The following is a 19,966-nucleotide window of genomic DNA, read 5'->3' on the forward strand; positions in this document are numbered from 1 at the left end:
TTGTCGATTTCTTCCAGGACGTGCTGCGAACGTTCCTGCTCCGCACGCAGGCGGGTCTTCTCCCCTGCCGGAATGCGAGGGCTGCTCAGCAGTGCAGTGCCGTTGTCGGCTGCCGTCTGCCAGATGGGCCGGTGAACGAGGTGGTGGGTGGCCTGCGGGCAGCGGGCGCTGTCACACAGCCCGGTCAGCGGTGCGCTCGCGGACTTGGCGCCGGCGAGCTAACCCCACAACCGATCAACGGGAGATGAGGCATGTGAGACACGCAAAGAAAGCAGCGACAACGCCGCATCATTGATAGTCCACCGCCACCACCTGCCCGTACGTCGGAAGGCATCACCACCACAACATCCACAGCCTCGCAGTCCCGTACGGGTCCGCATCACAGCCGCGCGCGGCGGCTACCCCGCCGCGTAGCTCGCGCGGAAGAGGTCCACAGCCCGCTCCACGTCCCGCTCGCAGCGCAACTGCAACTCCAGGTCGCCCGTGCCGTGGTGGCCGAGCTCTGTCACGTCCCGGGTGAAGCCGGGCACGAGGTCGACATCCCTCGGGTCGGCCTTGAGGTAGACGAGGAGCTTGGTCTTCTGCGGCGGGCAGACACAGGCGAAGTTCCGCAGGCGCTGATACGCGCGGTACTGCTTGCGCTGCACCCGGCTGACGCCGTCCCCGAGGCCGAGCAAAACCTCATCAACCGCCTCCGCCAGCTCCGCCAGCGCCCCACTGAGCCCGCGGACCGGCGGCAGCCCGGCCGCGCGCCGGCGAACCCGCTTGACGGCCGGCGTGCTCCCACTGACGGAAGCCACGGTCTCAAGACCAATCAGGTCCTTGCCGAAGAAGCGGTAGCGGACCAGGTCGATGCTGCGCCGGTACTCGCGTACCGCGTGAACGTCGTAGCGGGTGAAGTCGCCGGCGACACAGATCAACCGGGGTGCGCTCCACAGGACCTGGGACGCGGCCCACGCCCCGAGCCGGTCGCGAACCAGGTTCCGGAAGGCGTCCTTGTGGGCCATCAGCCACGACATGTAGTAAAGGCCCTGGTTGATTACCCCGCGTCGGTGCCGCGCTTGTACTCCACGATCACCGGCGCCCCGTTCTCGTCGAGCCCCAGCGAGTCGATCCGCCCGCCGTCAACACAGTCGATGACGTACTCGCTCGCCAGAAACCGCACCCCCAGCATCGTCTCCATGTGCGCCTCGACGAGGCCCTGTACGTCTGCCTCGACCTCAGCAAGACGCGGCGCGACCTCAGTCACGCCGCCATCCGTCGTGTGGAACAGCTTCAGACCCGACACCTTCCCCTCTTCGGCTCGAAGATCGAGAACGTCAGGGAGGGGCAGGATTGTTTCCGCGAGGGACACGAGCAAAACCGCAGGCAAGACGCCCTTCGTAGCAGGCTCCAGAATCGCCACGCACTCCACGTGATGCATCATCGGGCTCAGGTTGCAGAAGCGCCGCAGTCACCCCGGGACCGGTCGCGACGTCGTCGCCCGCCACGGCTGTCCACTGGGCACCCTCTGCACGGACCTCGGTAACCGCGAGGACGACCTCGGCCCCGAGGCCGCGAAGCTGATGAGCCTCGTCCTCGACTGGGCGGAGGACCAGTTCCGCCAGCTCAACACGGACGACCCGCGTGCGTGCGCGGTCCACCTCCTCACCGGCGTGCAGGGCGGCGCGCTCCTGGCCAACGCCTTCCGTGATCCCGACCTGCTCACCCGGCACGTACGCCACCTCGAGGAATGGATCGACTCACTGTCATAGGCGGCCGACTGTCGTGCCGCGAGTGACAGCACCCGCCACCACCACGCTGAGCACCGCGGATTCAGCCGCGCCGGTCGAGTACCACTACTTCGAGGAATACGCGCCGGGCTCGGTGTGCGTCCACGGCAGCATCACCATGACGGAGGGGTGTGGCCGGTCCGCCTGGGCGACAGCCTGTGCCTGCGCAGGACCGACCGGCAGGCCCGCGTCCTGAGCCTGCCACGGATGATGTTCACGGCGGTCATGGTGCGCAGCGCGGTTCCTCACCGGTCGCTGCGCCTGTCGGCGGAGTTCCTCACACCGTTCGGGTCGCTGGTGATCCGACAACCGCCGATCCGCCATCGACACCGGGCCGTCCGACGAAAAGGCCGCCGAGGCGACGGCGACCAGACCGACCGGGGTTGAACTGCGCGTTGGCCCCGGCTCCTTCGCAGGCTCGTCAATCCCGGTCACCTCGTCAATCCCGGTCACACAGCTCGTATCGCGCCGATCGAATCCAGCGCAATGGCCACGGTCCGCTTCAGGGTTCGGGGCTCGGCCCCGGCTCGTGAGCGCAGGTTCACGCCGTATGCAAGCAGCGCCAGAAGCTCGGCGGCGGCTTCGAGATCGGTACCGGTAGCGACCTGCCGCTGGGCCTCGGCTGTGCTCAGGGCCGCATGCATCCCGCGCTTCAGTTCCTGATGATGGCCCTCGAGAATCGCCCGGACCTCGGGGGCGCTGTTCTCCGCACCGGCGTGCGCGTTGGAGACCATGCAGCCCCAGCCCGCGTACTCCCCGGAGCAACGTGTCTCGATCAAGCCGGTGAAGAAGTCCGAGATCGCGGGCAGTCCCCGTTCGTCGTCCGCCAGACGGCGGAGTACGAGCCGGGAACGCTGCTCAACGTAACGCTGCAAGGCGGCGAGGTAGAGGTCCTGCTTGCCGCCGAACGTGGCGTAGAGGCTGGAGCGGTTGAGTCCGGTCGCCGTCACGACGTGGTCGACCGCGCGGACGAGCTCCGTGGTCACACACCCCCCGCGCATCCATGATCGCCCGGCTCTTGTCGACGAGCCCCTGGGTGTGGCTGAGCTGGAGGGATGGCTTGAGCGTGCAGTTGATGAAGAGTGCGCGCAGGTCGTCGAAGCGGTAACCGTCGTCAGTGGACGGGGCGGGTGGTACTCCCGTGGTGACTCCCGGGGAGGAGGGCAGACAGGTTCGGGAGGCGGCACTGCGCGCCGCCTCGGGCGGCAGCGTCTCGCGGAAATCGCGAATTGTCCCGTTTCGACGCACGGCCACACGACGCCTCTGCCCGGCGTCTGCCAGCTCGTCGTGCGCCCGCCACGCATGTCGAGGATCCTGGACGCAGCACCAGGACTCACTCCCCAATCCCCGGTCGGGCGAAGCAAGGCAGCAGCACGATGACGATCGACGTGTCCGCGGAGCGCGTGATCCCGCTCCCGCCCGAACGGGTGGCCGAGTACGCCATGGACTGGCGCCATGACGCCGAGTGGACCCAGGGCATCCGCACCGCGGAGCTGACCCGGGAGACGGACGAGGGCGGCTTCGGCGTGGGCGCCGAGATCACCCGAACAGCGCATTTCCTCGGCCGACGCATCGACTACGTCCTGCGCGTGGCGGCGTACGAGCCGCCTCGGCTACTGGACATGATCTCCGTCGTCGGCCCCATGCCCATGCACGTCACCTACACCTTCGAGCCGGACCCGAGCGGCACCCTTGCCCGCATTCGCGTCCAGGGCGGCGGGGGCGGCTTCTACCGGCTGGCCGCGCCTCTCCTGGCCCGCCAGGTCCGCTCCTCCATCGACAAGGACCTGCGCGACCTCGAGCACCGCCTCACCAGGCACTAGGAGGAACCTTCGTGGCGTACGACGAAGGACTGGCTGAACGGGTCAGACAACGGCTCGGCGCTGATCCGGACATCACGGAAAAGCGCATGTTCGGCGGGATTGCCTTCCTGCACCGCGGCAACATGGTCGTGGGCGTGAGCGGCGACGATCTCATGGTGCGGGTCGGCGCTGACAACACCGACGCGGCACTGGCCCGGCCCGGCACGCGTGTCTTCGACATGACCGGTCGCCCGATGCGAGGCTGGATCCTCGTCGCCGGGACCGCTCTCACGGAGGATGACGTCCTCGGCGGGTGGATCGACGAGGGACGCGCCTTCGCCGAGAGTCTGCCACCCAAGTAGTACGTCGGTCAGCCTTCTCGCCGGGGTGTGCGCGTTGTCTTACGGACTCGTGACGTGGTCGGCGCGCTCCCGTGGTGCGGCGAGGCGCCGCCCTAACGTGGGCGCATGCGTGTACTGGTCACCGGCGGTGCCGGGTTCATCGGGTCCCATGTCGTCGAGGCGCTTCAGGCGCGCGGGCACGAGCCCGTCGTGTTCGACGTGCGCGACGACCCCGACTCGGACGTGCGGGACCGGGAGGCGGTTGCCCGCGCCCTGTCCGGGGTGGACGCCGTGTGCCACCAGGCGGCGATGGTCGGGCTGGGCACGGGGTTCGCTGACGCGGCGGAGTACGTCTCGCGCAACGATCTCGGCACCGCCGTGCTGCTCACGGCGATGGCGGAGGCGGGGGTGCGGCGGCTGGCGCTGGCCGGATCGATGGTCGTCTACGGGGAGGGGCGTTACACCTGCGGGCGGCACGGGGTGGTGCGGCCGGGGCCTCGGGCCGTCACCGATCTGGCGGCCGGGCGTTTCGAGCCGCGCTGTCCGGTGTGCCGGGAGGCGGTGTCGCCAGGGCTGGTCGGGGAGGACACACCGGCCGATCCGCGGAACGTGTACGCGACGACCAAGCTCGCCCAGGAGCATCTGGCCTCCGCGTGGGCGCGGTCGACGGGCGGGGCGGCGGTGTCCCTGCGCTACCACAACGTGTACGGCCCCCGGATGCCACGGGACACCCCGTACGCCGGGGTCGCTTCCTTCTTCCGTTCGGCGCTCGCCCGGGGTGAGAGCCCGCGTGTGTACGAGGACGGCCGGCAGCGGCGGGACTTCGTGCACGTACGGGATGTGGCGGCGGCCAACGTGGCGGCGCTCGAGGCAGATTCCGCCGCCGGAGCCCTCGTCGCGTACAACACCGGCAGCGGTGAACCGCACACGGTCGGGGAGATGGCGCGAGCGCTGGCCACAGCCTACGGCGGCCCCGAGCCCGTCGTGACCGGGCAGTACCGGCTCGGGGACGTCCGGCACATCACGGCGGACTCGTCGCGGCTGCGGGCCGAGCTGAGCTGGAAGCCCGAAGTCGCCTTTGTGGAGGGGATGCGGGAGTTCGCGCGGGCCGGGATGCGTGGCTCGTAAGTACGTCTGGGACCGGTGGTGCTGCCCGTTTCAGGAAGCGGCCGCGGGCAGCACCACCTCGAAGCGGCAGCCGCCGGGGATGTTGCGTACGGTGGCGCTGCCCTGGTGGGCCTCCACGATGCCGCGGACGATGGCCAGGCCCAGCCCTGCGCCCGCCGGAGGCGTGCGGGCGTGCGTGCCACGCCAGCCGGTGTCGAAGACGCGGGGCAGGTCCTCCTCGGGGATGCCGCCGCAGCCGTCCGTCACGGACAGCACCACCACTCCGTCGGCCAGGCGTTCGGCGGCCACCATGACGGTGCCGTCCGTGGGAGTGCGGCGGATCGCGTTGACCAGGAGGTTGCCCAGGACGCGGCTCATCTCCTTGCCGTCCACCTCCACCGGGACCCGCTCGACACGGTCCCCGACGAGGCGCACCCCGTGTTCGCGGGCCAGCGGATACACCCCGGCGAGGGCATCGCCGACCAGGTCGTAGACGGACATCCGGGAGGGCGACAGAGCCAGGGTGCCGGCATGGATGCGGGAGAGTTCGAAGAGGTCGCCGACCATGTCGTTGAGGCGTTCGACCTCGGTACGGATCTGGCGCAGGTAGCGGCCCGGGTCGGCGGCTACGCCGTCCTCCAGCGCCTCGGCCATCGCGCGCAGGCCGGCCAGAGGGGTGCGCAGGTCGTGCGAGATCCATGCGACGAGTTCCCGGCGGGAGGACTCCAGCATGCGTTCACGCTCCCGGGACTCGGCGAGCTTCGCGCTGGTGGCCTCCAGTTCGCGGCTGAGCGCGGACAGTTCGGCGGTGGCGGGACCCTCGGGTGCCGTGAAGTCGCCGCCGTCACCGAAGGAGCGGGTGGCGAGGGTGAGTTCGCGGCTGCGCGCGACCACCCAGCGGCCCAGCAGCAACGCGGTGGCCAGGGAGACGACGGCCGCCATCGCCACCACCGTCGTGACCACGGTCAGGTCGTGCGCGGACAGGAACATCGCCTGTGCCACGGCGAGTGTGCCCGCGAGCATCGCGGTCACGGCGACGGCGGCCACCACGGTCAGTGAGGTGGTCAGTGAGCGGCGGCGCAGCAGCCACAGTGTGCCCGCGCCGAGCAGTCCGGCCGCGGCGGCGCCGAGGAAGGCGTATACGGCGATGAGGAGGGTGTCGCTCATGGTCACTCCTCGCCCTGGGCGGAAGTGCCGGCAGGATCGAAGCGGTAGCCGACGCCCCACACCGTCTGGATCAGGCGGGGCCGGGCGGGATCGTCCTCGACCTTGTTGCGCAGTCGTCGGACGTGGACGGTGACGGTCGAGAGGTCACCGAAGTCCCAGCCCCACACCTCGTTCATCAGGTCCTCGCGGCTGTACGCCCGGCCCGGATGGCGGAGGAAGAACGCGAGGAGGTCGAACTCGCGCAGGGTGAGGGCCAGTTCGCCGCCGTTCTTGGTGGCGCGGCGCGCGGCCGGGTCGACGGTGAGGCCGGCCGAGTCCAGGGGGCGCACGCCCGCGGTGGGCCGCGTGCGGCGCAGGACCGACTCCACCCTCAGCACCAGTTCTCTGGGGCTGAACGGCTTGGTGACGTAGTCGTCCGCGCCCACCTCCAGCCCCAGGATGCGGTCGTCCTCGTCGCCGCGGGCGGTGAGCATGATGACCGGCACGGGGCCGCGGTCGCGCATGCGCCGGCATACCTCCAGGCCGTCCATGCCGGGCAGCATCAGATCCAGCACCACCAGGTCCGGCCAGTGCACGGTGGCGCTGGCGAGTGCGGTCGGCCCGTCCCCGGCCCGGTCCACGACGTATCCCGCGCGGTCCAGGTAGCCCGAGACGACCTCCGCGACCGTGGGGTCGTCGTCGACAACGAGGACGCGGGCGGCCCCGGCCCCGCGACCGGTTCTGTCGCCACCGGCGGATCTGTCCGCCGTCGGCTCGTACGGCTGCTGCATACGGCCAGCCTCGCATTGCGCGCTGCTCCGCGTCGCGCTCCAGCCGCCGGCAGGCACGGACGTCCGTGTTTCGTAAGGAGCCGAAGTCCGATATGCGCCATTCGCGTTCGTAGGGTGAAAACCGTGATGACCTCTTCCGCACCCGAGGACGTCGATGTCGTCCTCCCCTGCCTGAACGAGGCCGAAGCCCTGCCCTGGGTGCTCGACCGCATCCCTCCCGGCTGGCGCGCCCTCGTCGTGGACAACAGCTCCACCGACGGCTCGGCCGACATCGCCCGGGAACTCGGCGCGACCGTCGTCCACGAGCCCCGCCGCGGCTTCGGCGCCGCCGGTCATGCGGGGCTGACCGCCGCGAGTGCCGAGACTGTGTGTTTCTGTGACTGCGACGCCTCCCTGGACCCGGCCCTGCTCGTGCCGTTCGTGCGTGAAGTGCGGGGCGGCGAGGCCGACTTGGTGCTCGGGCGGCGCCGATCGCAGGGCCGGGGCGTCTGGCCCGCACACGCGCGGGCCGGCAATATCGCGCTCGCACTGATGCTGCGCCGCCGCACCGGACTGCGCCTGCACGACCTCGGCCCGCTGCGGGCCGCCCGCCGCGAGGCACTGCTCGCCCTCGGCCTGACCGACCGGCGCAGCGGCTACCCCCTGCAGATGGTCGTGCGCGCCGCCGACGCGGGCTGGCGCGTCACCGAGCACGACGTCCCGTATCTGCCGCGGTCCGGAGCCTCCAAGGTGACGGGCACCTGGCGCGGCACCTGGCAGGCGGTACGGGACATGAGTCGCGTCCTGGCCGAGCAGCCCGTCACACCCGCAGCGACCGCAGCGCGAGCGCGAGGAGGAACCCGCCGATGACCACCCTGCTCGTCATCGCCAAGGAGCCCCGGCCGGGGCGGGTGAAGACCCGGCTCACCCCGCCGTTCACGCCCGAGGAGGCCGCGGCGCTCGCCGAGGCGGCCCTCACGGACACCCTGCGAGCGGTGGCCGCGGCACCCGCACGGCGCCGGGTCCTCGTCCTCGACGGAGAGACCGGGCCCTGGCTGCCGCCCGGCTTCGACGTCGTACCGCAGTGCGTGGGCGGCCTCGACGAGCGGCTGGCGGCGGCCTTCGCCGGCTGCGACGGTCCGGCCCTGCTGATCGGGATGGACACCCCGCAGGTGACACAGGAGCTGCTCACCCTGGGTTTCGACGGGTATGGGTATGACGCCTGCTTCGGGCCGGCCGAGGACGGCGGCTTCTGGGCGCTCGGGCTGGCCCACCCGGACCCGGCGCTGCTGCGCGGGGTCCCGATGTCGACGCCCACCACCGGCGCCGAGCAGCGCGCCCGGCTCGTCGCCGCAGGACTGCGCGTGCGCGACCTGCCGCGCCTGAGAGACGTCGACACCGCCGACGACGCCGAAGCGGTAGCCGCCACAGCGCCACACAGCTGCTTCGCCGCAGAGCTGACCCGGCTCCGGGCGGTCGCCCGCCGATGAGCACGGCACACGAGGTGAGAGCGCGGGACACCGCGCAGCACAGCTGGTCCGCCGACCCCTACGCCGACGCCCTCCGGACCGGCCACGGACCGCTCTTCCTCCGCCGCAGCGACGGCTGGCTGCTGCCGCTGGACGTCGAGCGGTGGTGCGGGCCCGCCGACGCCGTGGACCTGCGGATCCTGGACCGGTGCGAGGGTGCGGTGCTCGACGTCGGGTGCGGACCGGGACGACTGGTCGCGGAACTCGCCGCCCGGGGCCGGACCGCGCTCGGCATCGACATCAACGAGGCCGCCGTCGCCCATACCCTGGGCCTCGGCGGGCAGGCCCTGTGGCGCTCGGTCTTCGAACCGCTCCCTGGCGAGGGCCGGTGGAACACCGCCCTGCTCCTGGACGAGAACCTCGGCATCGGCGGCGACCCTCACGCCCTGCTCCGCAGACTGGCCGAACTGCTGCTGCCGGGTGGCCTGTTGCTCGCCGAGACGGTCCCGGTGGACGTGGACGAGCGCATCAACGTCCACATCGTGCGCGGCACCGATACCCCGGGGACCGCCGGCGCCATGTTCCCCTGGGCCCGGCTCGGCACCCCGGCGCTGCTCCGGTACGCCCGCCCGCTGGGCTGGCGTACCGTCGATCAGTGGTCGGTCGGCGGCCGCTGTTTCGTCGCCCTGCGCAGCCGCAGCCACAGCCGCAGCACCAACAGCAGCGCCGAGCCGCCGAAGAGCACGGCCGTGATCAGCAGCCAGCGGGCGAGGAAGCCGTCTCCGGACAGGCCGGTCGCCGAGGGGTAGTGGTCCGCCACCCGGCCGCTGATGAGCGGGAACCACACCAGCAGGAGCAGCCCGGACAGAGCAGCCGGCACACGGACGTACAGAGCCCACTCCCGATGGCCGGCCGCACCGAGCGACCGTATGACCGCGCGGTCCGCCACCGCGTACAGCGGCAGCAGCACCAAGTCGTGGACCAGCGCCGCCCCCACGAACCACACCGCCACCTGGACCCAGTCGTCCGCCAGCAGCCGCACACCCGCATAACCGGCCAACGCGAACGAGCAGGCCAGAAGCAGCAGTTGGAGCGGGCTGCCCGCCCTGGCACGGATGCGCGTCACAGGTCTCATCGGAAGTCCTCTCAGAGGTCGCCGAACGTCATCCGGGCCACCCACTTGGTGTTCAGCACGCCGGGAGCGGCGGGGACGATGATGCGGGCCGGGTAGCCGTGGTCGGGGGTCAGCGGCTCGCCGTTGACGTCCAGGGCGAGCAGGGAACGTGGGTCGCGCACCTGGTTGGCGCGCAGGGCCGCCGAGCGGAACGCTCCTCGGCGCTGGAGGGACTCCACCAGGACGTCGGGCGCCGCGTCCGCGTCGTATCCCACCATGGCGGCGAGATCCCGCAGCCGTACGCCCCGCCACCACTGGTCGGAGGTCGACCAGCCCTCCACGCAGGCGATGGGCAGCGCCGAACTGTGCAGGGGCAGATCCAGCAGCTCGGCCCGGCTCAACCGGACGGTCCCGGAGCGCCCCCTGACGACCAGCCGCCACGCCGCCTCGCTCGTCTCGGCGGCGCTGATCCCCCGGGACGCGGCCGTCTTGTTGATCTGGAAGCCGCCCGGGCCACTGCCCGGATCGGCACCCCCGTGCGGCGCAAGGAGGGCCGTCCGCCGCAACGGACCGTCGAAGTTCTGCCCCACGGTCGTCCCGAACAACAGCAGCGAACCACCCCCGACCAGCCACAGCGCCCCGCGCCGCGACACGGTGGGCTCCTCAGGCCGCGGGGAGACCAACGGGAAGTCCGGCTCCATACCGGCCTCCTCCTGCGGGCCCTTCCCCTCCCTCATGCGACGCAGATTGCGTACGGCAGCCGGCGCCCGCAGCACCACGTGAACGACGAACGCGGCGAAGAACACCCACGCCCCGTAGAAGTGCAGCGGATAGAAGGAACCGGGAAAGACGTAGTCCAACTGGATGTTGAGAACGCCCGTCACGAACTCGAAGAGCACGCCGCCGACCAGCAGGAGCAGCGAGATCCGCTCCAGGGCGTGGGCGAGCGACCGGGCCGGCGGCAGCGCGAACAACTTGGGCACCACCGACCACAGTTTGGCCAGCAGGACAGGGACGAGCGTGATCCCGAGCGTGACATGGACGCCCTGGTTGAGCCGGTACAGCCAGGACGGATCGGTCGGCCAGGAGAAGAGGTAGAAGCCGAGCAGTCCCTTGTCCGGGGTCTTGTCGTTGACCGGCGACAGGTCGGGGTTGTATGCGGCGTAGGACAGCAGCCCGGTCACGAACAGCACGGTGATCCCGACGAGCATCACGACACCGAGGACCGAGGTGAACCACGGACCGCGCAGGGGACTGCGCCAGAATCCGGGGGAGGAAGGCAGGCGTTGGTCGGGCATGTTCCGACGTTAGGCAGGAACCTGCCTGTACAGGGGTGTGCAACCCATGACGAAATTCTGACGTCAGCACCGCGGGCGACCCTGTTCGACCCCTTCCGCCCTAGCGTTCCGTGTGTGATCCGCACCTCGTTCCGCGACCTGGCCGCTGTCCTGGCCGCCGTCCTCCTCGTCGTCGCGGCCGTCCTGGTCGGTCGACACCTTCACTTCACCTACGACAACCTGCACGTGGGCTGGCCGCCCCTGTACGCCAACTGGGGCCCCCACATCGGCCCCGGCACCCCGGCTGCACTGGTCGTCGCGGTCGCCGTCGTGGCGTACGGCCCGCGCGTGGCCGCCCGGCTGCCGTGGCGCGCGTTGCTCGGCGCGGCCTGGGGTGCGGCGATGGCGTGGACGTGGTCACTGGCGCTGATCGACGGCTGGCAGCGCGGGATCGCGGTGCGGCTCACGACCAGGTACGAGTACCTGCAGGTCATCGACCGCTTCCAGGACATTCCCGCGACACTGCGGGACTTCACCGGTCACATCCTGCTCCACTCCCCCGACCACTGGCCCCCACATGTGGCGGGCCACCCTCCGGCGGCAACGGTCACGTTCGTCCTGCTAGACCGGGTCGGACTCGGCGGCGGGGGCTGGGCCGGAGTCTGGTGCATCACCGTCGGTGCGTCGGCATGCGTGGCGGTACTGGTCGCCGTGCGGGCGCTCGCGGACGAGGCGCTCGCGCGGCGGGCGGCGCCGTTCCTGGTGATGGCTCCGGCCGCGGTGTGGATGGGGACGTCCGCGGACGGGTACTTCGCGGCGGTCGCCGCTTGGACGATCGCCTTCCTCGCCCTCGCGGTCACCGGATACCGACCGCAGCTCACCGGTTTCGCCGCCGGGCTCCTCTTCGGCCTCACCTGCTACCTCTCCTACGGACTCACCCTCTTCGCCGTGATCGCGGGCGCCGTCCTGCTGCTCGGCGGCCCGCGACGAACCCGGCCCCTGCCCTACGCCCTCGCCGGAGTCACCGTCGTCCCGCTCGTGTTCACCCTCGCGGGCTTCAACTGGTGGGAGGCGTACCACCTCCTGGTCGAGCGCTACTTCCAAGGGGCCGGCGGCATCCGGCCCTACGGCTACTGGGTGTGGGCCAACCTCGCCTGCACGGTCCTGATCGTGGGCCCGGCGACAGTGGCGGGCCTGCGGCGAACTGGCGCCACGCTCCTTGAGACCCCGCCATGGCTCAGGGCACGTTCTTCCCCCGACGCTCCCCCACACGTCCGGACACCCGACCACCACGGCGCTTCCGTAGGTGTCGTCTCTGCCCTCCGCCGGCGTGTCGTGCCCCTGGCGGGAGGGCCCGACGCCTCCCCTGACCTCCGCCTCGCCCTGCTCGTCGCCGCCGCGTTCGCCGCTCTGCTCATCGCCGATCTGTCCGGGATGAGCAAGGCGGAGACCGAGCGCATCTGGCTGCCGTTCGCCACCTGGCTACTGGCCGCAGGCGCGTTCCTGACCCGACCCCGTGCCTGGCTCGCTGCCCAGGCCGCACTCGCCCTGTTTCTCAATCACCTGCTGCTGACCGGCTGGTGACGCCCGCCCGGCGGCGGGGAAACATGCCGGCCTCGCCGGTGGGGCCACTCCTCCCGGTCCCCCAGGCGAGCAGCGCGAAGCCGAAAGCGAAGCCGAGCATCGTCCATACGCCGCGTGGCCAGAAGATGTGGCTGTCGACGAAGGACCAGCCGGCCGCGAGGAGCACCATCGTGCCGGGAAGGATTCGGGTGCCGTACTTCGGGAACAGCGCGACCGCCGTGGCCACGATGGCGCCGATGAGGGCGTAGGCACCGGCCTGCCCGAGCGCCTCACCCGCGTCGTAGAGCGGGCGCTTGACCGGCCCAAGGCTCGCTGTCTCGTCGACGTGCTCGACCGCGGTTCCGGCCGCGATACCGGCGACCGCGTCGAGACCGGTGTAGAAGGCCGCGTAGACGAAGGCACCCGCCCAGGCCGCCACGGTGGCGAAGCCCGCCAGGCCAAGTCGGGGCCGATGCCACAGAGGGACCAGGAGACCGACCGTGAGCAGGGGAAAGACCGGCAGTAGCGCGATGTGCAACTGCGCCCAGTCCGCAGCCGTCGATCTGGAGAGCCCATGCGGATGCGCGATGCCCGCCGCAGCCAGCACGAGTGGAGCGGCGGTGACGAGGGCGATGCTTCGAATGGTCAACACGCCTGCGAGCGTAGGCGCGTGAGGTCGCCCGATGAGGCCGCGTAAGGGTTCCGTAAGACGCTTTACGAAAGTCTGACGCGACCGTCATTCCACATCGGCACACCGCTTCCTCTGGCCACTCTGGTGCCGTCCACAGCCGTGGACGGCACCCCGCTGACACAGAGGAACGGGACGTGAACATGAACAGCAGCCACAGGGACCCCCGCACGAGCCGACCCGCCGGCACGCCCAGTGGCCACCGGGCGAAGTCCAGGACACGGCGCATCGTCATCGGCGGCGGGGCTCTCGCCTCCGCGGCGGCGGTCACCGTGGCCGTGACCGTGGCCTCGGCCAGCCAGGACTCCCGGAGCACTGCCGGGGCCGACCATGCCGTCTTCGTTCAGGGCAACGAGCTGAGCGGCAACACCATCCATGCCTTCGCGCGGGGCGACGACGGCACGCTGAGTCCCTCGGGGACCTACGCGACCGGCGGCAAGGGCGGTGACCAGGTCGACGCACCCACTGACTCACTCGCCTCCCAGGGCTCGCTCGTCTACGACGACGTTTCAGGCATGCTGCTGGCCGTCAACGCGGGCAGCGGCACGGTGACCTCCTTCCGCGTCGAGGGACAGCAGCTGAAGGACCGGCGCGTCGTGGACTCCGGCGGCGAGTTCCCCGCCAGTGTCGCGGTGCACGGCGCAATCGCGTACGTCATGAACGCGGGCGGCGAGGGCAGCATCCAGGGCTTCAAGATCACCAGCAAGGGACTGAAGCCGCTGAAGGGGTCCCACCGTTCCCTGGGCCTGGACAACGAGGACCTCCCCCTGTTCTCCAGCTCGCCCGGCGAGGTCGAGTTCACCCCGGACGGCCGCAACCTGGTCGTCACCACCAAGTCCAACAACACCGTCGAGGTCTTCCCCATGAAACGAAACGGCCTCCCGGCCGTCGCCGAACCGGTCCTCAACGAGTCCGCGGGAGGCGTGCCCTTCGCGATCAGCTTCGACAAGACGGGGAAGCGCATGGTGGTCGCCGAGGCCGAGAAGTCCACCGTCACCACGTACCAGGTGAAGCGCGACGGCCGGCTGAAGGTCCTTCAGGAGCCGCTGGCCAACGGCCAGGAGACCCTGTGCTGGCTGGAGCGCGCGGGCAACTACTTCTACGGCGGCAACACCGGCAACTCCACCGTCACCGGGTACCGCATGGACAAGGGCGGCCGACTCTCCCTGACCAACGAGGTGGGCATCGCCACCCCGCCCTCAGCCAACTCGCAGGGCGTGATCGACCTCGCCGTGACCGAGGACGAGAAATTCGTCTACGTTCAGAACGCCGTCTCCGGCACCGTCGACGGCTTCCGCGTCGAAGCCAACGGCGCGCTCACCAAGGTCACGACGGCTGAGGGCCTGCCCGCCTTCGACGAGTCCGGAATGGAGGGCATCGCCGCCGTCTGACACGGACACGACCGTCGCAGAGAGCCCTCTTGGGACACAGAGGACTTGCGCAGCGGTCTGGAGGAATCCTCCAGGTCGAACGGTCACCTTCCACTGACCGAAGCCCCCGGCGCTAAGGTCAGGGCCCCGGGCCCGCCGAAAGCCGGGAGCCCAAAGGCGAGCTTCGCACGAGGCTTCAACAGGATGACCGAGAGCCATGCTTGACCATGCGGGGACCATGCCGTGATGGTTCGATACGGGAGAGGCAGCAATCCGGTGAGCAGCGACAGCCGGGGAGTTGGGAAGGCCGAGGTACGGCTCAAGTGGGACCCGGGTCCTTGGAATCAGCCACCTCACCATCTCGACATCATCGCCACGACCTACTCAACGGATGCTCCCTACGGACGCCCGTGTATGTCGTCCACTTCGGCAGCCGCTCACCGGACGGCACCAACCCACCTCGCGCCCCCACGTTCCATACTGACGAGCGCGGATTGTAAGACGTTCGCCAACGCATCCCGCCATCCCGCAGAAGGGGCCCGCTCTGTGGGGAGAATCTGGGGAGCATGGATGTCCCTGGGGAGCGCGTGGGGAGAATCGACTGCGTAACCGGGTACGAGCCTGAAAGACCGTGAAAGAAAGTTCCGCGCAGGTCAGAGACAAGATCGATCGCGTTGCCGCAGGTCACGGCCACCCGGCAGACAACTTCAAGAAGATCTCGGCCTGGGCGGCGATTCTCTTTGCTCCCACACTCGTGGGAACGATTTACGGCATGAACTTCGAGGACATGCCTGAGTTGGGCTGGAGCTTCGGATACCCCTTCGCGATCGGCTTGATGGGGGTGGTTTGCGTCAGTCTGTACGTGATTTTCAAGCGGCGGGACTCGCTCTAGGGTCCGGCAATCACCCCTCAAGCCACTCGGACTGTTCGCTCTCGCATCGCGCGAAAACAGAGCTGTGACAAGCCCTGGGGAGAAGTGATGCGGGTGATCTCCTCGTCCTGCCGCCAACAACGCCCCTGACCAGGTCTTTTGGGCGACCGTGAACGCTGGGGAGAATCCGGGGAGGAACGAACTGCAGCCCACACCATGCGCCTGCGGCATCGAGCACGCCTGGTTTCCCGCTCGGCGCCCCCTACAGAGCCCACAGACCCTGCGGCGCATCACAGACAGTGACATAGCAGTTGAAGCCGGCCCCGAAGGCGAGTGAATCCGCCGCCCCCTGCGTTGATTCCGGGGACTTCCCGTGCGGCCCTCCCGGCGATCTTCTCGTCCGTGAAGGTCGTCCGGCCGCGGTCTCCACCGGTTCCTGAGGTCCGGGCCGTGCGACTTGCAGCATTGTCCAGTTCAGTGCTCGGCTCGTCGGGATCGAGCTTCTACAGGGTTGAACTGTTCGGCTCCGTCATGCGAAGCCACCTCCTCGGGCAGTCGACGGACTGCCATTCCTGAGCGGCTGTTGGCCGCCGCCTTCGCGCTGCCTGCCCCCAAGTACCGTGCAGGGCACCGGATATGTGCGCGCCACCTGCGTTGTGGCACTGTCCACAATCTGGGAATGGGCGGCTTCCGGCCGTCCGCCGGACTAGGGAAGGGACTATGCTGCTGTACGGACGTCCCAGACCCCGGCGGCTCGTCGTTGCTCGACACAAATGGCTACGGGGAGCGGATCTTTCGTCCGTCACCCGGCGCATCCCTGGAGGGAACTGGGTGGGTCCTCTGTCCTGTCGCACAGGCTGCCGGACCTGCCGTTGCTCCACCTCCGCCGAACGTACGCCCCTGCCCGCAGCGCGCCAAGGGGGCCGGGAATCCCGGCGTCACCGCGTGCGCTGCCGGATGGTCTTCTGAACCGAGGCTTCATGCCCGTACCGCAGCTCAACGTCTACCGCCATGGTCGAAGGCACCGGGCACTGATCACCCTGGCCGGTGAGATCGACCTGGAATCGGCGCCGCTGGTGCGCGCGGCACTGGCGCGGTGTCTGAGCGACGGCTTCCGTGCCATCGACGTCGACCTCACCCCCGTCACCTTCTGCGACTGCAGCGGCCTCAACGCCTTCCTGGACGCCGCGCAGAAGACCACGGAGGCCGGCGGGACTCTGCGTCTGCACCACCCACCACCGACACTGGGCCCATTGCTCGACCTCACCGGTTCCGGGTTCCTGCTGCTTGGCGTTCCGTTCGGGAAACTGACGCATCCTCTCGGGGGTGTACCAGCCCCGGCCGCCCAAGCCCCGCCGCGCCGGACCGTTCCGCTTGCCTCTGTCCTCTCGGGCGATGCGCGGTGACGGCCCGGTCCGGGCAGGGGCAGCCGTACAAGCCCCGTGGTGGCGAACCGTCCGACGCGGACGCGGACGCGGTGCGGTTGCGTCAGGTGAACCGCTGGCAGGCGCAGGGCGTGAGCGGGGGGCTCGCGGATCTGTACGTGGACTCCCGCGAGACGTCACCCCGTGAGGCGTACCGCCGTCCCAGCCGCCGGCACTTTCTGAACCGTCTCACCGCCGACATCCGTCGGCCGGGGTTCGCCATGGTGATCGCGGAGACGGACCACCTGGTGGGATGCGCCTTCGGTTTCCCGGTGCGCAGCGACGGCTATTGGTGGCTCGGGTTCGACGGAGCACTGCCGCACAGCATCAAGCAACTCACCGAGTCGGGCGGCGTCTTCGCGATCATCGACATCCTGGTCCGCCCGCACCCGCAGGACCAGGACGTGGCCCGCCGGTTGCAGGAGCGGCTGCTGACGGATCACCAGGCGTCTCTCGGTGCCACCCTGGTGGACCGGGCCGATCGCCCAACGCTCACTGCGCTCCGCTCCTGGGGATGGCTGGACGCGGGAGAGATCTGGAGGCCGATCAGCGCCACGCTGCTCCGGGTGCTGGTCCTTCCCGTCGGGGAACGTACCGCGGAGAGGCTGGAGGGCCTGGCGCCCGATGCCTGGACCCGGTGGCCCGGGTGAGGTCCGACAGCCGCTCGGCTCGTATCCAGGCGCTGGTCGTCGAGCAGGCGGCCCGACGCGGCGCCCGGGTCGGCGTGGTGGATGTGTGCACCGCGGCCGTGGCCGCGCTGCCGGTCGGCGGGGCAGGGCTGTCGGCGATGTCCCGGACCACGACGAGCCATCCGCTGTGCAGCACCGACGACATCAGCGAGCAGCTGGAGGAGCTCCAGCTCACCCTGGGCGAGGGACCCTGCGTGGACGCCTTCACACAGGGTTCCGCCATCCTGACACCCGATCTGCTGACCGGCGCAACGCAGGACCGCTGGCCCGTGTTCGCCGATGCGGCGCTGGAAGCCGGGGCACGCGCGGTGTTCGCGCTCCCCCTGCAGATAGGGGCGATCAGCCCGGGAGTCCTGGACCTGTACGCCGACGTGCCGACGATGCTGGACGCCGAGGAGTTGGCCGACGCGCTGGCGTTCGCCGATCTCGCGACGCTGCTCCTGCTCGATACTCGGATCGACGAGACGGGCGCGCCGACCGGCGGACCGTTACCGGACCGCGGCTTCGAGGACCTGGGCGGATACCGGCCGGAGATCGACCAGGCCACCGGCATCCTCACCGTCCAGCTCGGCGTCGGCATCGACGAAGCCTTCGTCCGGCTCCGTGCTTACGCCTATACGCAGGGACGCCGACTCGCCGAGGTGGCCGCCGACGTGGTGGCCCACCGGCTCCGCTTCTCCCCCGACGCGGAACCGAGACCAACCGACGAGGAAACCTGACGCACCGGTGCCGACCGACGAACGTACTGCACTTCCCGCCCCCTCCCGGCGGGACCCGTCTCAAGCGAGGGTGTCACGATGAATCAGCAGCTCCTGGCCAAGACCTTCGTCGAGCTGGCGGACAACCTGGTCGCCGACTTCGACCTCATCGACTTCCTGCGCCTGCTCACCGACCGCTGCGTGGGCATGCTCGGCGCCAGTGCGGCCGGGGTGCTGCTCGCGGACCGCGACGGCGAACTCCGCGTCATGGCCGCCTCCGACGAACAGGTACGCCTGCTGGAGCTCTTCCAGCTCCAGAACGACGAAGGCCCCTGCCTGGAGTGCTTCCGCACCGGCACACCGGTGATCGTCCCCGACCTGACCCGCGAGGTCGACCGCTGGCCGCGCTTCGTCACGGCAGCCCACCGCAGCGGCTTCGGCGCGGTCCAGGCCCTGCCCATGCGTCTGCGCGACGAGGTCGTCGGCGCCCTGAACCTCTTCCGCGCCGCCCCCGGCCCCTTCGACCCGGCCGCCACCCTCATCGCCCAGGCCCTCGCCGACGTCGCCACCATCAGCCTCCTGCAACAACGCACCACCCACCGCAGCACCGTCCTCAACGAACAGCTGCAGACCGCACTCAACAGCCGGGTACTGATCGAGCAGGCCAAGGGGAAACTCGCCGAACGCCAGAACATCGACATGGAGCAGGCCTTCACCGCACTGCGCGGCTACGCCCGCGCCCACAACCGACGCCTGTCCGACGTCGCCCGCGCCTTGATCGACGGCTCCGAACCCCTCCCCGGCCTGGTGGCCTGACTCCGTCGCCAAAGCGGTGACCCGTACGCAGCTGCCCAAGCACGAGGAATCACGCTCGGATCACGGGCCGCGCTTATGGAGGCGCGGTGCTGCTGGTGCGCGGCTGCCGACTGGCGCACGCTGTGGTGGGGCGTCGGCTGCGGGGCTGATCCCAGGCTCCGGGCTCTCGCCCTCGGCTGTCTCGCCGGACTGCACCGCCGTCCCCGCTGCTGTCGCTGTCCAGGCGGCGCAGTACAGCAGCAGCCTCGCCATGAGGTTGATCCACAGCACGACCGCGACCGGCACGGCGAAGGCGCCGTACATGCTCTTCGCCGCAACGCCCTGGAGGTAGCCGGTCAGCAACCACTTGAGCAGTTCGAAGCCCACCGCACCGATCAGCCCGGCGACCACGACCGCACGTCGGCCGGGATGCACCCGCGGCAGCCGGGTGAGCAGGTAGGCCAGCAGGAGAAAGTCGACGACCAGGGCGATGGCCAGGCCGGTGAAGAACAGCAGAGCGCGTCCCGCCCCGCCCTCGATGTCGGCCTTGTCGGCGGCCCAGCCGACGGCACTGCTGGCGAACACCGAACTACCGATCGCGACCAGCCCGACCGCGCCGAGCCCGACCAGCACCACGGAGTCCTTGAGCTTGAGCAGGAACGGATTGCCCGGGTCCTGCTCCTTCTCCCACACCGCGCGCAGGCACCCGCGCAGAGCGCCGACCCAGTTGACGCCGATCACGAGCAGCAGCGCGCCCGCGATCAGCCCGACGGACCCGGCATGCTCGACGAAACCGTCCAGGTCCAGGAGGTCGGAGAGGCCTGGCGCCTGGGCGGCGATCTTGTCCTGGAGTTTCCCCAGCTGCTCCTCGCTCAGCAGCTCGGCACCGATCGCCGCGCTCACGGTGATCAGCGGAAAGAGGGCGACGAAACTGGTGAAGGTGACGGCCGCGGCGAGCCTGGCCCAGTGGACGGCATCCAGCCGCTCGAACGCCTGCCAAGCGTGCGTCCGCAGCAGCTTTCCGATCACAGGCAGCCGTCTCGGCCATTCCATGAGCAACACCCACTCCC

20 protein-coding genes and 3 pseudogenes are annotated in these 19,966 nt (G+C 70.1%); 16 read left to right on the forward strand and 7 right to left on the reverse strand.

Translation table 11 applies throughout. The annotated features are described in order from the left end of the window. Window positions 1-398 precede the first annotated feature (398 nt). Window positions 399-1,288, reverse strand: a pseudogene (locus tag FE633_RS29545) (DUF5655 domain-containing protein). 148 nt (window positions 1,289-1,436) lie between these two features. Here FE633_RS29545 and FE633_RS29550 point away from each other — a divergent pair. Beyond that, window positions 1,437-1,754: a hypothetical protein gene (locus FE633_RS29550; protein ID WP_138048241.1), complete on the forward strand. Its 318-nt coding sequence runs from the start codon at window positions 1,437-1,439 to the stop codon at window positions 1,752-1,754. Window positions 1,755-1,776: 22 nt separating this feature from the next. Beyond that, window positions 1,777-1,968: a hypothetical protein gene (locus FE633_RS29555; protein ID WP_138048242.1), complete on the forward strand. Its 192-nt coding sequence runs from the start codon at window positions 1,777-1,779 to the stop codon at window positions 1,966-1,968. Between the two features lie 253 nt (window positions 1,969-2,221). Here the strand turns inward: FE633_RS29555 and FE633_RS29560 are convergent, their stop codons facing one another. Further along, window positions 2,222-2,773, reverse strand: a complete 552-nt coding sequence (locus FE633_RS29560; RefSeq protein WP_425473243.1) for a TetR/AcrR family transcriptional regulator — start codon at window positions 2,771-2,773, stop codon at window positions 2,222-2,224. Between the two features lie 375 nt (window positions 2,774-3,148). Here FE633_RS29560 and FE633_RS29565 point away from each other — a divergent pair, with 375 nt between their 5' ends. The 3 genes from FE633_RS29565 to FE633_RS29575 all read left to right on the forward strand — a co-directional run bounded on the left by FE633_RS29565 (window position 3,149) and on the right by FE633_RS29575 (window position 5,043). Then, window positions 3,149-3,595: an SRPBCC family protein gene (locus FE633_RS29565; protein WP_138048243.1), complete on the forward strand. Its 447-nt coding sequence runs from the start codon at window positions 3,149-3,151 to the stop codon at window positions 3,593-3,595. 11 nt (window positions 3,596-3,606) lie between these two features. Beyond that, complete coding sequence (locus tag FE633_RS29570; protein ID WP_138048244.1) at window positions 3,607-3,936, forward strand: TfoX/Sxy family protein; 330 nt, start codon at window positions 3,607-3,609, stop codon at window positions 3,934-3,936. A 105-nt stretch (window positions 3,937-4,041) separates the two neighbouring features. Next, window positions 4,042-5,043: an NAD-dependent epimerase/dehydratase family protein gene (locus FE633_RS29575; protein ID WP_138048245.1), complete on the forward strand. Its 1,002-nt coding sequence runs from the start codon at window positions 4,042-4,044 to the stop codon at window positions 5,041-5,043. 30 nt (window positions 5,044-5,073) lie between these two features. Here the strand turns inward: FE633_RS29575 and FE633_RS29580 are convergent, their stop codons facing one another. Both FE633_RS29580 and FE633_RS29585 read right to left on the reverse strand, forming a co-directional pair. After that, on the reverse strand, window positions 5,074-6,189 hold the full coding sequence (locus FE633_RS29580) for a sensor histidine kinase (RefSeq protein ID WP_138048246.1): 1,116 nt from the start codon (window positions 6,187-6,189) through the stop codon (window positions 5,074-5,076). A 2-nt stretch (window positions 6,190-6,191) separates the two neighbouring features. Then, entirely contained in the window at window positions 6,192-6,959 is a 768-nt protein-coding gene (locus FE633_RS29585; protein WP_138048247.1) for a response regulator transcription factor, read from the reverse strand. Window positions 6,960-7,085: 126 nt separating this feature from the next. Here FE633_RS29585 and FE633_RS29590 point away from each other — a divergent pair, with 126 nt between their 5' ends. The 3 genes from FE633_RS29590 to FE633_RS29600 are packed head-to-tail and all read left to right on the forward strand — an operon-like array spanning window position 7,086 to window position 9,216. Next, entirely contained in the window at window positions 7,086-7,808 is a 723-nt protein-coding gene (locus tag FE633_RS29590; protein ID WP_171060170.1) for a glycosyltransferase family 2 protein, read from the forward strand. After that, window positions 7,805-8,428: a TIGR04282 family arsenosugar biosynthesis glycosyltransferase gene (locus FE633_RS29595; RefSeq protein ID WP_138048249.1), complete on the forward strand. Its 624-nt coding sequence runs from the start codon at window positions 7,805-7,807 to the stop codon at window positions 8,426-8,428. The genes FE633_RS29590 and FE633_RS29595 overlap by 4 nt, the downstream gene beginning before the upstream one ends. Then, window positions 8,425-9,216: a class I SAM-dependent methyltransferase gene (locus FE633_RS29600; protein ID WP_138048250.1), complete on the forward strand. Its 792-nt coding sequence runs from the start codon at window positions 8,425-8,427 to the stop codon at window positions 9,214-9,216. Before FE633_RS29595 ends, FE633_RS29600 begins: the two co-directional genes overlap by 4 nt. Before the next feature lie 337 nt (window positions 9,217-9,553). Here the strand turns inward: FE633_RS29600 and FE633_RS29610 are convergent, their stop codons facing one another. After that, window positions 9,554-10,819, reverse strand: a complete 1,266-nt coding sequence (locus FE633_RS29610; protein ID WP_138048251.1) for a molybdopterin-dependent oxidoreductase — start codon at window positions 10,817-10,819, stop codon at window positions 9,554-9,556. 114 nt (window positions 10,820-10,933) lie between these two features. On the opposite strand from FE633_RS29610, the gene FE633_RS29615 reads away from it, so the two are divergent. Continuing rightward, window positions 10,934-12,382 (forward strand): hypothetical protein, encoded by a 1,449-nt coding sequence (locus FE633_RS29615; RefSeq protein WP_138048252.1) that lies wholly within the window; start codon window positions 10,934-10,936, stop codon window positions 12,380-12,382. Here the strand turns inward: FE633_RS29615 and FE633_RS29620 are convergent. Next, window positions 12,354-13,013: a hypothetical protein gene (locus tag FE633_RS29620; protein ID WP_138048253.1), complete on the reverse strand. Its 660-nt coding sequence runs from the start codon at window positions 13,011-13,013 to the stop codon at window positions 12,354-12,356. The two genes, FE633_RS29615 and FE633_RS29620, sit on opposite strands and share 29 nt — an antisense overlap. Window positions 13,014-13,192: 179 nt before the next feature. Here FE633_RS29620 and FE633_RS29625 point away from each other — a divergent pair, with 179 nt between their 5' ends. The 7 genes and pseudogenes from FE633_RS29625 (at window position 13,193) to FE633_RS29660 (ending at window position 18,917) form a co-directional block, all read left to right on the forward strand. After that, on the forward strand, window positions 13,193-14,440 hold the full coding sequence (locus tag FE633_RS29625) for a lactonase family protein (RefSeq protein ID WP_138048301.1): 1,248 nt from the start codon (window positions 13,193-13,195) through the stop codon (window positions 14,438-14,440). A 255-nt stretch (window positions 14,441-14,695) separates the two neighbouring features. Then, window positions 14,696-14,871, forward strand: a pseudogene (locus FE633_RS48735) (TerD family protein); the annotation flags it as partial. Between the two features lie 248 nt (window positions 14,872-15,119). Beyond that, window positions 15,120-15,311 (forward strand): annotated as a pseudogene (locus tag FE633_RS29635) (CorA family divalent cation transporter); the annotation flags it as partial. A 959-nt stretch (window positions 15,312-16,270) separates the two neighbouring features. Further along, window positions 16,271-16,696: an STAS domain-containing protein gene (locus FE633_RS29645; RefSeq protein WP_138048254.1), complete on the forward strand. Its 426-nt coding sequence runs from the start codon at window positions 16,271-16,273 to the stop codon at window positions 16,694-16,696. Then, window positions 16,693-17,364 carry a hypothetical protein gene (locus FE633_RS48740; protein WP_246113886.1) on the forward strand — a complete coding sequence of 224 codons (672 nt, stop codon included), beginning with the start codon at window positions 16,693-16,695 and terminating at the stop codon, window positions 17,362-17,364. Before FE633_RS29645 ends, FE633_RS48740 begins: the two co-directional genes overlap by 4 nt. Beyond that, window positions 17,361-18,122 carry an ANTAR domain-containing protein gene (locus FE633_RS29655; RefSeq protein WP_246113887.1) on the forward strand — a complete coding sequence of 254 codons (762 nt, stop codon included), beginning with the start codon at window positions 17,361-17,363 and terminating at the stop codon, window positions 18,120-18,122. The genes FE633_RS48740 and FE633_RS29655 overlap by 4 nt, the downstream gene beginning before the upstream one ends. 78 nt (window positions 18,123-18,200) lie before the next feature. Beyond that, window positions 18,201-18,917, forward strand: a complete 717-nt coding sequence (locus tag FE633_RS29660) for a GAF and ANTAR domain-containing protein (protein ID WP_119102852.1) — start codon at window positions 18,201-18,203, stop codon at window positions 18,915-18,917. A 60-nt stretch (window positions 18,918-18,977) separates the two neighbouring features. Here the strand turns inward: FE633_RS29660 and FE633_RS29665 are convergent, their stop codons facing one another. Beyond that, complete coding sequence (locus FE633_RS29665) at window positions 18,978-19,949, reverse strand: YihY/virulence factor BrkB family protein (RefSeq protein WP_138048256.1); 972 nt, start codon at window positions 19,947-19,949, stop codon at window positions 18,978-18,980. Between the last annotated feature and the right edge of the window lie 17 nt (window positions 19,950-19,966).

It is taken from the genome of Streptomyces montanus, assembly GCF_005786655.1.
Classification (GTDB): Bacteria; Actinomycetota; Actinomycetes; order Streptomycetales; family Streptomycetaceae; genus Streptomyces; species Streptomyces sporangiiformans.